General features: G+C 67.1%; 10 protein-coding genes. 5 read left to right on the top strand and 5 right to left on the bottom strand.

The features are described 5' to 3' along the window. The first annotated feature begins 361 nt into the window (after positions 1 to 361). From G539_RS25745 to G539_RS0121515, 3 genes are all read left to right on the top strand, one after another. Positions 362 to 1,306, top strand: coding sequence for a DMT family transporter (locus G539_RS25745; protein WP_035832236.1), 945 nt, complete (start codon positions 362 to 364; stop codon positions 1,304 to 1,306). A 220-nt stretch (positions 1,307 to 1,526) separates the two neighbouring features. Beyond that, positions 1,527 to 2,672 carry a GNAT family N-acetyltransferase/peptidase C39 family protein gene (locus G539_RS0121510; protein WP_051231894.1) on the top strand — a complete coding sequence of 382 codons (1,146 nt, stop codon included), beginning with the start codon at positions 1,527 to 1,529 and terminating at the stop codon, positions 2,670 to 2,672. 3 nt (positions 2,673 to 2,675) lie between these two features. Further along, on the top strand, positions 2,676 to 4,136 hold the full coding sequence (locus G539_RS0121515; protein WP_029077039.1) for a RimK family protein: 1,461 nt from the start codon (positions 2,676 to 2,678) through the stop codon (positions 4,134 to 4,136). 245 nt (positions 4,137 to 4,381) lie between these two features. On the opposite strand, the gene G539_RS0121520 is transcribed toward G539_RS0121515, so the two are convergent. From G539_RS0121520 to gndA, 3 genes are all read right to left on the bottom strand, one after another. Continuing rightward, entirely contained in the window at positions 4,382 to 4,735 is a 354-nt protein-coding gene (locus tag G539_RS0121520) for a nuclear transport factor 2 family protein (protein WP_029077040.1), read from the bottom strand. A 175-nt stretch (positions 4,736 to 4,910) separates the two neighbouring features. Continuing rightward, positions 4,911 to 5,312 (bottom strand): hypothetical protein, encoded by a 402-nt coding sequence (locus G539_RS0121525; protein WP_156912093.1) that lies wholly within the window; start codon positions 5,310 to 5,312, stop codon positions 4,911 to 4,913. Between the two features lie 182 nt (positions 5,313 to 5,494). Next, the gene (gene gndA, locus G539_RS0121530) at positions 5,495 to 6,925 is read right to left on the bottom strand and encodes an NADP-dependent phosphogluconate dehydrogenase (protein WP_029077042.1); all 1,431 of its coding nucleotides are present in this window, start codon (positions 6,923 to 6,925) and stop codon (positions 5,495 to 5,497) included. Positions 6,926 to 7,158: 233 nt separating this feature from the next. Here gndA and G539_RS0121535 point away from each other — a divergent pair, with 233 nt between their 5' ends. Then, complete coding sequence (locus G539_RS0121535; RefSeq protein WP_029077043.1) at positions 7,159 to 7,560, top strand: lysozyme inhibitor LprI family protein; 402 nt, start codon at positions 7,159 to 7,161, stop codon at positions 7,558 to 7,560. 24 nt (positions 7,561 to 7,584) lie between these two features. Here G539_RS0121535 and gyrB read toward each other — a convergent pair whose 3' ends face one another. Then, positions 7,585 to 10,014: a DNA topoisomerase (ATP-hydrolyzing) subunit B gene (gene gyrB / locus G539_RS0121540; RefSeq protein WP_029077044.1), complete on the bottom strand. Its 2,430-nt coding sequence runs from the start codon at positions 10,012 to 10,014 to the stop codon at positions 7,585 to 7,587. A 250-nt stretch (positions 10,015 to 10,264) separates the two neighbouring features. On the opposite strand from gyrB, the gene G539_RS25750 reads away from it, so the two are divergent. Beyond that, positions 10,265 to 10,876, top strand: coding sequence for a DedA family protein (locus tag G539_RS25750; RefSeq protein WP_051231896.1), 612 nt, complete (start codon positions 10,265 to 10,267; stop codon positions 10,874 to 10,876). Here G539_RS25750 and recQ read toward each other — a convergent pair. Then, positions 10,868 to 12,670, bottom strand: a complete 1,803-nt coding sequence (gene recQ / locus G539_RS0121550) for a DNA helicase RecQ (protein ID WP_029077045.1) — start codon at positions 12,668 to 12,670, stop codon at positions 10,868 to 10,870. The genes G539_RS25750 and recQ overlap by 9 nt on opposite strands. Between the last annotated feature and the right edge of the window lie 36 nt (positions 12,671 to 12,706).

Consider the following 12,706-nt stretch of genomic DNA (forward strand, 5'->3'; position numbering starts at 1 on the left):
CACGCACCAACGGTTCGGCAAGTGCCAAAGCCGCGAAATTTGTCAATTGATTCAAGAAGAAAGCCTAATTGTGCGAATGCTTTCGGCATCCGACTTCTAGTCATGACCCACGCGCGAAAGGATCAGAGGACGGGGTCGTGTCCTGCTCCCTCTAGCAGGATAGAGCCACCGAAATCTTCGCGTGGCACAGCGCGATCACGATGATCGTCGTCGCGTATATGCGGACTCATCGTTAAAAAAGCAAACGAAAAGTCGCATGCCCGTGCGTCGAGGCGCCGAAAACGGCGTTTTTCTGCCGCGCAGCTTGTCTCTGCCGCACAACTGTGCAGAGTGCCAGTTCCGACATCCCGCATGTGATCCCATGTCCGCATCCAGCCCTACCGTCCCCGCCCGCCAGCTCTCCAGCTCGGTGCTGGGTATCCTGCTCATGATCCTGGGCATCTTCCTCTACTCCGCCAATGACACGCTCGGGAAATGGCTGACGGCCACCTATTCCGTCGGCATGATCATGCTGCTGCGATCGATCGCGGCGATGGTGGTTCTGGGACCGTTCATTCACAAGCATGGCGGCATCGCGACGCTCAAGAAGGCGCCCCGCCCCGGCCTGCAGCTTCTGCGCGTCGCCGTCACCGTCGGCGAGATCGGCTTCTTCTACTGGTCGGTGTCGCTGCTGCCGCTCGCCGACGTCATGACCTACTATCTCGCCGGCCCGATCTACGTGGTGGCGCTCTCGGCGCTGCTGCTGAAGGAAAAGGTCGACGGGCCGCGCTGGGCGGCGGTGATCGCCGGCTTCATCGGCGTGGTCATCGTGCTGCAGCCCTCCTCCGAGAGCCTCAGCTGGGGCGCGCTGATCGCGATCGGCGGCAGCCTGTTCTTCGCGGCGCTGATGATCGTCACCCGCCAGCTGCGCGGCACGCCGGACTCGACCCTCCTCACCTTCTCGACGATGGCGACGCTCGCCGTCGGGGCCGTGCTGGCGCCCTTCACCTGGACCACGCCGACGCCGCTCGGCCTCGCCGGGCTGGCGCTGATCGGCGTCGTCGCGCTGGTGGCGCAGCTCTGCGTCACCCGTTCGCTGCGGCTGGCGCCCGCCTCCGTCGTCGTGCCCTACCAGTACACCATGCTGATCTGGGCCGTCGTGTTCGGCTATTTCATCTTCGGCGACACGCCGCGCATCTCGATGCTGATCGGCGCCGTCATCATCATCGCCGCCGGCTTCTACATCTTCCTGCGCGAGCAGCGCACGGGATCGCCCAAGCCGGGCGACACCGTCATCGAGGAAGTCGGCGACAACGTTCCCGGCTAGCCCCGCCGCATCGTCGCCCGGCCACGGCGGGCCGGCCTAACACATTGTCCGGTCGCGCTTTCCCGGCGCGCCGGCGCCTCGGCGGCGCGCATCGCCAGACCGCCCCGATCACGGCTTCGCGAGCGGCCGGCGACGCCACGGCGCCGCCGCAATTTGCGCCGACACAACTTCGGTGGAACGCGCGTCAGCCCGACGCGCCCGCGACTGCGGATCGGCCGAAATGGGCGTTGCATCGCGCCTCGAAAGTGCTGTCGACGCCCCTTCGCCGCCCCCCTTCGTCGTGCGCCCCGCCGGGGTCGCCGACCTCGACGGGCTGGTGGCGATCGAGGCGCTCTGCTTCGACACCGACCGCATCGCCCGGCGCAGCTTCCGCAAGCTGGTCGAGGCGCCGACGGCGGAGATCACCGTCGCGAGCCTGCCGGACGGCGGTATCGTCGGCTACGCGCTGCTGCTGTTCCGGGCCGGCACCGGCATGGCGCGGCTCTATTCCATCGCCGTCCACCCGGACCTGCGCGGCAGCGGCATCGGCGCCGCGCTGATCGCGGAGGCCGAGGCGGTCGCCTACGCGCGCGACCGCTTCCTGCTCCGCCTCGAGGTGCGGGAGGACAATGCCGGCGGCATCCGCCTCTACGAGCGGCTCGGCTATCGCCGCATCGGGCGCTATCTCGACTATTACGAGGACCACACCGACGCGCTGCGCTTCGAGAAGCGGCTGCGCGGTCCCGCGCAATCGACCGCGGTGCGCTACTACGAGCAGACCACGGATTTCACCTGCGGCCCCTGCTGCGTGATGATGGCGCTTGGCCATTTCCGACCCGATTACGCGATGGGGCCGGTCGAGGAGATCAAACTCTGGCGCCAGGCGACGACGGTGTTCATGATGGCTGGGCTCGGCGGCTGCGACCCGCATGGCCTCGCCGTCTCGGCCGCCCGCAACGGGCTTTCGGCCAGCATCCATGTCAGCCATGAGGGCTCGCTATTCCTCGAATCCGTGCGCGATCCGGAGAAGCGGCGCGTCATGGCGCTGGCGCAGGAGGATTTCCGCCGCCAGACCGTCGCCTTCGGCATCCCGATCCACCACCGGCCGATCGCGGTCGCCGAAATCCGCGCCGCCCTCGCCGAGGGCGCGCTCGTCATCGTGCTGATCTCCGCCTACCGGATGTTCGGCAAGAAGGTGCCGCACTGGGTTCTTGTCGTCGGCGACGACGGCCGCCACCTGTTCATCCATGACCCCTGGGTCGAGGACCGCAGCCGCGAGACCCACAGCGATGCCGCCAATTTGCCCATTCCCTATGCCGATTTCGAGCATATGGCGCGCTGGGGCCGCGAGGGCCTGCGCGCCGCCGTCGTGCTCAGACCGAGGTGAAACATGGCTGACTGGGTGATCCTGGTCGATAGCGCCCGGGACTTTCCGAACGAAGACACCCCGCACAAGGTCATCACAACCAAGGATTATCTCGCCCGCGCCAGCCTGTTTCGCGGCTCGCGGCCGAAGATCATCAACCTGTCGCGCTCCTTCGCCTATCAGAGCCGCGGCTACTACGCCTCGCTGCTCGCCGGCGCGCGCGGCCATCGCGTCATCCCGAGCGTCGAGACGATGATCGACCTCGGCAGCAAGGCGCTCTACGCGCAGGCGCTGCCCGAGCTCGAGGACCAGCTCGCCAAGGTCGGCGCCGCCGGCGGGAACGGCGCGCTGCCGCCGCGCCTGCTGGTGATGTTCGGCATCGCCGAGGACCACCGCTTCGACCGTTTCGGCCGGCTGCTGTTCGACTGGTTCCGCTGCCCGGTCCTGGAGGTGACGATCGACAGCGGCACCAGGGCCGAGATCCGCAAGCTCGCGGCCGTGCCGATCCACAAGCTCTCGCCCGACGAGCTCGCCTTCTTCCACGATGCGCTACATGACCATACGCGGCGCGAATGGCGGTCGAAGAAGGCGACCCGGCCGACGCCGCGCTATTCGCTCGCCGTGCTGCACGACCCGCAGGAAGCGATGCCGCCCTCCAACCTCGCCTCGTTGCGGTACTGCGCGCGGATCGCCGAGAAGCTCGGCGTCGAGGTCGAGCCGATCACCCGCAAGGACCTGGCGCGGCTCGCCGAATTCGACGCGCTGTTCATCCGCGAGACGACATCGATCGGCAACCACACATACCGCTTCGCCCGCCGCGCCGTGCAGGAGGGCATGCCGGTGATCGACGATCCGGTGTCGATGATCCGCTGCACCAACAAGGTCTATCTGCAGGAGCTGATGACCGGGAACGGCATCGCCGTGCCGCCGACCATCATCGTCGCCGGCAACCGCGACCTCGAGCGCGCCGCCGACCAGCTCGGCTTTCCGCTCGTGCTGAAGATCCCGGATTCCTCCTTCTCGCGCGGCGTCAAGAAGGTCGACAACCATCGCGCCCTGAACGAGCTGGCGCATGCCTGGTTCAAGGATACCGATCTGCTGCTGGCGCAGAAATTCATGCCGACCGCGTTCGACTGGCGCGTCGGCGTGCTCGGCGGCAAGCCGCTCTTCGTCTGCCAGTACACCATGGCGAAGAAGCACTGGCAGATCGTCAAGCACCGCGAGAACGGCAAGGCGCTCGAAGGCGGACTGCGCTCGATGACCATCGGCCAGGCGCCGCCGGAAGTGATCGACATCGGCCTGCGCGCGGCGCAACTGATCGGCAACGGCCTCTATGGCGTCGACATCAAGGAGACGGAGGACGGCTTCTTCGTCATCGAGGTCAACGACAACCCCAACATCGAGCACGGCATCGAGGACGCGGCCGAGAAGGACCAGGTGTGGATCGAGCTGACCCGCTGGTTCGTCAATCGGCTGGAGAGGTAGGAGGAGAGTAGCCTCCACCTCTCCCTGAGGGGACACCCGCGCAACCGCCCTCAACATGCCGAGGAGGCCCGAGGGCCGCCTCGAAGCACGCAGGGCGGCGGCGCGATATCCCCGCATTGCCCCAACGACGTGCGTCCTTCGAGACGGCTTGCTACGCAAGCCTGCTCAGGATGATGGAAGTCGGATCCTGCATGTCTGCCCTGGCGCGAAGCGCAAGAGTCGCCTCAAGGAAACCGATCGCCCGATCAATGATCCCAGGCCTGGATGTTGGTCTGGCGGCGGATCTTGCCGTTCGCGAGCTCCAGCATGGCGCTCATATAGACCTTGACCCCGTCCGGATAGGTGCAGGTCTCGGCGAAGGCGACGTGGCTGCCGTCCATCAGGCCGTCGTCGACATGATGCTTCATGGCGCGGCCACAGACGTCGTCGAGCATGGCGCCGATCGCCTTCTTGCCCTTGAGCACCAGCGGTTTGCTCGGCGGATGGTCCTGGTCGATCACCCGCATTTCGGCATCGTCGGCATAGAAGGACGTCAACGCCTTGGCGTCGTTGCCTTCCACTGCCTTGCGGAGACTGGCGAGATTGAGCGCGTTCTGCATCGCATCCTCCCATGTCCGCCCGTCCGCCGGAGAAGCCGGCGGGCCGAGGCTCACGGCCGCGTCCAAAAACGCGGCACCACCGGTCAAGTCTATCCGATCGGCGCATGGGGAGGCGGAGCTTCGCCGGCGCCGGCCATCACTTTCGGGCGACCGGGGCGCGATCGACGGTGAAGCCTCAGCGCTTGTCGGCGCGATCGTCCGGCTCGACGACGCGATAGTCGCCGTCGATCGTCGGACCGTCGCCCGCGCGACCGCCGGGCGGGCCACGGAAGGGGTTGGGCTCGTCGAACGGCGTCGCCGTCTCGTAGGCCGCGCCATAGCTGGGGCCGGGGCCGGCGGCGCCGGGCTGCGCGCCCGGCGGCATGGCGCGCGCCAGGAGGGCGCGCAGGATGCGGCGGCGGAACAGATAGACGATGGCGAGGACGGGGATCAGCACCAGGGCGATCGAGAACGACACCACCAGAGCCGCGAAGACCACGGCGGCGCCGACGACCATCGCTGCGCCAAGCTTCAGCTTGTCCTTCCAGCTGGTCGCGCCACGGGGGCCTGAAATCACGTAGGTCCGGTAGGTCGTCATCATCTCCGCCTGTTCAATCTCGCCGACACCATGTGGGAGCGAGGGATCGATCGTGCAATGCCCGAGCGATCCGCGACGGCAGGATCGTGGGCGAATGCGCCCGGATTTGGGCCGACGCGCAACGATGCATTGCGCGCCGGTATCATTTTGTTTCCGCGCGGGCGACCGCGGCGGAACCGGCCTCAGGCCGGGATTTCGCTGCCGTCCTGGCTCCAGCGGGTGTGGAACTTGCCGGGCTTGTCGAGACGGCCATAGGTGTGGGCGCCGAAATAGTCGCGCAGGCCCTGCAGCAGGTTGGCCGGGCCGCGGGCGCGGCGCAGGCCGTCATAATAGGCGATCGACGACGAGAAGGCCGGAACCGGGATGCCCTCGGCGATGGCGAGGCCGACGACCTTGCGCCAGTTCGCCTCTGCCTTGACCACGGCGTCGCGGAAATAATCCTGCAGCAGCAGGTTGTCGCCGGCGCCGCCCGTCTCGTAGGCCTCGCGGATGCGGTTCAGGAAGCGGGCGCGGATGATGCAGCCGCCGCGCCAGATCGTGGCGAGGTCGCCGAGCTTCAGGTCCCAGCCGAACTGCTGCGAGGCGACGGCGAGCTGCTCGAAGCCCTGGGCATAGGCGACGATCTTCGACGCGTAGAGCGCGTCGCGGATGGCGTCGATGTCGGCCTGCGTGATCGTGCGCTTGGCCGTGGCGGGATGCGGGAAGCGCTTCTCCGCCTCGGCGCGCTGGTTGCGGCGGCCCGAGAGCGCGCGGGCGAACACCGCCTCGGTGATCGAGGTCAGCGGCACGCCGAGATCGAGCGCCGACTGCGCCGTCCAGCGGCCGGTGCCCTTCTGCTCCGCCTCGTCGACGATCGAATCGACCAGCGGCTTGCCGGTATGATCGACCTTGCGCAGAACCGCGTCGGTGATCTCGATCAGGTAGGAATTGAGCTCGCCCTTGTTCCACTCGGCGAAGATGTCGGCGATGGCGCCGGCTTCGAGGCCGTAGACCGTCTTGAACAGGTCGTAGGCCTCGGTGATCAGCTGCATGTCGGCATATTCGATGCCGTTGTGCACCATCTTGACGTAATGACCGGAACCCTCGGTGCCGATATAGGTGCAGCAGGGCTCGCCATCGACCTGGGCCGCCATCTTGGTGACGATCGGCTCGATGCGCGAATAAGCCTCGCGGGTGCCGCCCGGCATCATGCTCGGGCCCTCGAGCGCACCTTCCTCGCCACCGGACACACCCATGCCGATGAACTTGATGTCCCGGTCCTTGAGGTAGTGGAAGCGACGGTTGGTGTCGGTATAGAGCGAGTTGCCGCCATCGATGATGATGTCGCCGACTTCCAGATGCGGCAGCAGCTCCTCGATCACGTCGTCGACCGGCTGGCCGGCCTTGACCATGATGATGATGGCGCGCGGCTTGGCGATCGAGGCGACGAACTCGGGAATGGTCTTCGACGGCGTGAAGCGGCCTTCGCCGCCATGCTCGTTGATCAGTTCGTCGGTACGGGCGCCGTTGCGGTTGAACACGGCGACGCCGAAGCCCTTGCGAGCGGCGTTGCGGGCGAGGTTCGCGCCCATCACGGCGAGACCGAGCACGCCAATATCAGCGAGTTGCTGCAATGTGTTTCATCCCTGATGCGTGTGTGTTGTTGACCGTCGCACTGCTTGTTGCTGGCGAGTATGACATCAGCCACGCGGCTTGCGGAAGTAGAACGAGCGCATGACGTATGGACCGTCAGCGGGACGAGGGCAATATGGCGACGCCAAATTGCTACGAACCTCGAACAATCGCGGCGCTTGCATGCCGACAAAATCCCGCCTCTACTGGGCCGGGACAAGCTGCGGAGAACCCCATGCGCCGTCTGATCCTGATCGCCGCGATGATGCTCGCGGGGCTGCCGGCGGCGAAGGCCGCGAATTGCGACAACGCGACCGACCAGGCGACGATGAACGTCTGCGCCGACAAGGCCCTGAAAGCCGCCGACGCCGAACTGAACGCCATCTACAAGAAGATCACCCACCGCCTCGCCGACGAGCCCGACACCGGCAAGCAGCTGGTCGCCGCGCAGCGCGCCTGGATCGCCTTCCGCGACGCGCAATGCACGTTCGCGAGTTCCGCGGTGAGCGGCGGCAGCGCCTATCCGATGGTCCACGCCATGTGCCTGGACGACCTCACGCGGAGCCGCGTGGCCGATCTCAAGGCCCTCCTCGACTGCGAGGAAGGCGACATGAGCTGCCCGGTGCCGGCCGAGTGACCCGGCCGGCCTGAGGCCACGCGATCAGACGTCGAGATTAACGACGCTGAGGGCATTGTCCTGGATGAACTCGCGGCGCGGCTCGACCTCGTCGCCCATCAGCTTGGTGAAGAGATCGTCGGCGGCGTCCGCCTCCTTGATCTTCACCTGCAGCAGCGAGCGGACGTTCGGATCGAGCGTCGTCTCCCAGAGCTGGCTGGCGTTCATCTCACCCAGGCCCTTGTAGCGCTGCAGCTGGATGCCCTTGCGGCCCGTGGCGAAGACGGCCTCGAGCAGCGAGCGCGGGCCGAAAATGTCGGTCGAGACATCGCGGCGGCGCAGCGCCGACGGCTTGGCGAAGACGTCCTTCATGCGGATGGCGATGCTGTGCAGCTTGCGCGCATCGGCGGAATCGATCAGCGCCATGTCGATCGTCTGCACCTCGCGGACGCCACGCACCTCGCGCTCGAACTGATAGCCGCCCTCAGGCCCGAGGGCGCCGGTCCAGCCGCGCTCGGTCTCGTCGGCGATCCGGTCGAGCCGTGCGGCGATGGCGTGCGCCGCCTGGAGCGCAAGCTCCTTGCTCTCGAGCAGTGCCGGATCGAGACCGCCGGCGATGGCCGCCTGCTCGACGATGCCGCGATCATAGCGGGTATGGATGCCGTTCAGGATCTGCGCCACCTGGCGCGCGTCCTGGACCAAGTGATCGAGATCGACGCCGGCGCGAACCTCGCCGTCGTCGAGATGCAGCGCCGCCTCGTCGAGGCCCTGCTGGATCAGGTAGTCCTCCAGCGCGCGCTCGTTCTTCAGGTACTGCTCGGAGCGGCCCTTGGTGACCTTGTAGAGCGGCGGCTGGGCGATATAGACGTGGCCGCGCTCGATCAGCTCCGGCATCTGCCGGAAGAAGAAGGTCAGAAGCAGGGTGCGGATATGGGCGCCGTCGACGTCGGCGTCCGTCATGATGATGATCTTGTGGTAGCGCAGCTTCTCCGGCGTGAACTCGTCCTTGCCGATCGAGGTGCCGAGCGCGATGATCAGCATGCCGATCTGCTCGGACGACAGCATCTTGTCGAAGCGCGCCCGCTCGACGTTCAGGATCTTGCCGCGCAGCGGCAGCACGGCCTGGTTCTCGCGGTTGCGGCCCTGCTTGGCGGATCCACCTGCCGAGTCACCCTCGACGATGAAGATTTCCGACTTGGCCGGATCGCGCTCCTGGCAGTCGGCAAGCTTGCCGGGCAGCGAGGCGATGTCGAGCGCGCCCTTGCGGCGGGTCAGCTCACGCGCCTTGCGGGCCGCCTCGCGCGCGGTCGCGGCCTCGACGACCTTCGAGACGATGACCTTCGATTCCGTCGGATGCTCCTCGAACCACTGGCCGAGCATCTCGTTGACGATGTTCTCGACGACGGGCCGGACCTCGGAGGAGACCAGCTTGTCCTTGGTCTGCGACGAGAATTTCGGATCGGGAACCTTGACCGACAGCACCGCAGACAGGCCCTCACGGCAATCGTCCGCGGAAAGGCTCACCTTCTCGCGCTTCGAGATGCCCTCGCGGTCGGCATAGCCGGTCACTTGGCGCGTCAGCGCGCCGCGGAAGCCGGCGAGATGGGTGCCGCCGTCGCGCTGCGGGATGTTGTTGGTGAAGCAGAGCACGTTCTCGTGGTAGCTGTCGTTCCACCACATCGCGACTTCGACGGTGATGCCGTCGCGCTCGTTCGACATGGTGATCGGCGCCGGCATCAGCGGCTTCTTGGTGCGATCGAGATAGCGCACGAACGCCTCGAGGCCGCCCTCGTAGAGCAGCTCCTCGCGACGCGGCTCGACGCCGCGCTTGTCGCTCAGCACGATGCGGACGCCGGAATTCAGGAAGGCGAGCTCACGCAGCCGGTGCTCCAGCGTCTCGAAGTCGAAATCGGTCTTGGTGAAGGTCTCGGGCGACGGCAGGAACGTCACCTCGGTGCCGTTGCGGCCGTCCCACTCGCCGATCACCTTCAGCGGCGACACGGCATTGCCATGCGCGAACTCGATTTCGTGCACCTTGCCGTTGCGCCAGATCTTCAGCTTGAGCCAGCTCGACAGCGCGTTCACGACCGAGACGCCGACGCCGTGCAGACCGCCGGAGACCTTGTAGGAGTTCTGGTCGAACTTACCGCCGGCATGCAGCTGGGTCATGATGACCTCGGCCGCCGAGACGCCCTCCTCGGCATGCAGGTCGGTCGGGATGCCGCGACCATTGTCGCGGACCGTGCAGGAACCGTCCGGATTGAGCGTCACCTCGACGAGGTCGGCATGGCCGGCGAGCGCCTCGTCGACGGCGTTGTCGACGACCTCGTAGACCATGTGATGCAGGCCCGAGCCGTCATCGGTGTCGCCGATATACATGCCCGGCCGCTTGCGGACGGCATCCAAGCCCTTGAGCACCTTGATGGAATCGGCGCCGTAGGCATCAGACGCTTGATCGCGGGCGGTATCGGACATCCAGGCTTCCTTGACAGCGTCGCGCGCGGGCGCGCGCGAGAACTCGAATCGAATGGCTAATATATTGCTTCGACAGGCGAATTGCACGTGCGAGCAAGCAAGAAAACACGGCGTCACGATGGCGAAAGCCGAGGCGCGGCGCGGGTTTCGGCGCGACGCGGCGATCGGCCGCCACTTGCATCTCGCCCGCCGGGACCGAATGCTGTAACCGACGCCCTGTCGGGCCCACCCAGGAGTTGCAAACGCTTCGATGCACGCGATCCATGCCTTCCTCGTCAGCTACGGGCTGATCGTCGTCTATCTCGGCGTCATCATCGAAGGCGAGAGCGTGCTGATCGCCGCCGGCTTCCTGGCGCATCAGGGCGTGATGAACCCGTTCGCCGTGTTCCTCGCCGCCTTCGCCGGCTCGGTGACCGGCGACCAGATCCTGTTCTATGTCGGCCGCCATTTCGCTGGCGCGCGGATCGTGCAGCGCCAGGTGGGGCGGCCGCTCTTCGCCAAGGTGCTGGAACGCATCCACCAGAACGAAGTGCTGTTCATCCTGAGCTTCCGCTTCATCTACGGGGTGCGCACGATCAGCCCGATCGCACTCGGCATCGCCCGCGTCAGCCCCACCCTCTACGCCGCCCTCAACCTCGTGTCCGCCGCCTTGTGGGCGGCGCTGTTCACGGCGCTCGGCTATGTGTTCGGCCAGACGATCGAGCGCTTCTCGGGCCGGCTGCATGTCGAGCACAAGCTGATCATCGCCGGCCTGCTCTGCCTCGGTGGCCTGGTCGCCTTCGGGCTGGCGCGCGGATGGTATGCCCGCCGGCAGGCGCGCTCCCCCGCTCAGCCGGGATCGGAGACGCCGCCCTCAGCGTGAGGCGTGCAGCGCCTCGAGGAACGCCTCGCCATAGAGGCCGAGCTTGCGCTCGCCGACGCCCTGGACGCCGCGCATCTCGTCGAGCGTCGACGGCATCGCCTCGGCCATCTCGATCAGCGTGCGGTCCGGGAACACCATGTAGGCGGGAACGCCCTCGTCGCGGGCGATCTCGCGGCGGAGCGCGCGCAGCTGCTCGAACATCGTCGCCGTCGCCGCGTCGAGCCCGTCGGCGCGGTCGCTCTCGCTCTTGCGGCTGCGGCGGGCCGGTGCCTCGCGGATCGAGCGCAGCGCGATCTTCTCGTGGCCGAACAGCACCGCCTCGCCTTCCGGCGTGATGCGGAAGCCGCCATGCTCGGCGCTCGCCTCGGCCAGCGCGCCGGCGGCGAAGAGCTGGCGCACCAGCGTCCGCCAGGCATGGGCACTGCGGTCGGAGCCGACGCCGAAGGTCTTGATGCGGTCATGCCCCTGGCGCTGCACGGCATCGGTCGCCTCGCCACGCAGCACGTCGACAAGATGCGACGCGCCATAGCGCTGGCCGGTGCGGACCACGGCGGAAAGCACCTTCTGCGCGTCGATCGTGGCGTCGACCAGCTCGGCGCCGCCCTGGCAGAGGTCGCAATGGCCGCAGCGGCCCATCTGTTCGCCGAAATAGGCGAGCAGGGCCTGGCGCCGGCAGGTCGCCGATTCCGCGAGATCCGTCATCGCCGCGAGCCGCTTCATCTCGACCCGGCGCTGCGCCTCGCTGATCGCCTTCTCGTCGATCTGGCGACGGCGGAAGGCCATGTCGTCCAGGCCGTAGAGGGTCAGCGTATCCGCCGGCAGCCCATCGCGCCCGGCGCGGCCGATCTCCTGGTAATAGGCCTCGACGCCGCCCGGCATGTCGGCATGGATGACGAAACGCACGTCCGGCTTGTTGATGCCCATGCCGAAGGCGATGGTCGCCACGACGACGACGCCGTCCTCCTGCAGGAAGATGTCCTGATGCCGTGCCCGGACCTCGGCATCGAGGCCGGCGTGATAGGGCACCGAACGGATGCCACGGCCCACCAGCCATTCGGAGAGCTTCTCGGTCTTGTCGCGCGACGAGGCATAGATGATGCCGCTGCCGCCCTTGTGGCGGGCGAGGAAGTCGGCGATCTGCGTGCGCGGCCGGTCCTTCGGCTCGAAACGAAGATGGATGTTGGGCCGGTCGAAGGAGTGGACGACGACGCGCGGCGGCGCGGGAAAGAGCTGGGCGGCGATGTCGTTGCGGGTCGCCTGGTCGGCGGTCGCCGTCAGCGCCACCACCTGGACGCCGCCAAGCGCCTCGCGCACCGAGGCGAGCTGGCGGTATTCGGGGCGGAAATCATGCCCCCATTGCGAGACGCAATGGGCCTCGTCGATCGCCATGCGGCGGACGTCGCAGGCGGCGAGCAGCGAGACGAGCCCGTCGCCGGCGAGGCGTTCTGGCGAGACGAAGAGCAGCGTGATTTCGCCGGCGCGCAGCCGCCGCAGCGTCTCGCGATTGGCCTCCTCGCCATTCATCGAATTCAGCGTCGCGGCGGCGACGCCGACATGCTGCATCTGCTGCACCTGGTCGCGCATCAGCGCGATCAGCGGCGAGACGACCAGCGTCAGCCCGCCGTCGACGATCGCCGGCAGCTGGTAGCACATCGACTTGCCCGAGCCAGTCGGCATCACGGCGAGCACGTGCTCGCCGCGCATCACAGCGGCGATGACCTCGTCCTGACCGGGTCGGAAATCGTCGTAGCCGAAGACGGATTTGAGCGCGGCGCGGGCGCGCGATAGCGGCATGGGGTATCCGGGACGTGATTCGTTCTCAGGCGGATG

The sequence above is a fragment of the Kaistia adipata DSM 17808 genome (assembly GCF_000423225.1).
In the GTDB taxonomy this organism is placed as follows: domain Bacteria; phylum Pseudomonadota; class Alphaproteobacteria; order Rhizobiales; family Kaistiaceae; genus Kaistia; species Kaistia adipata.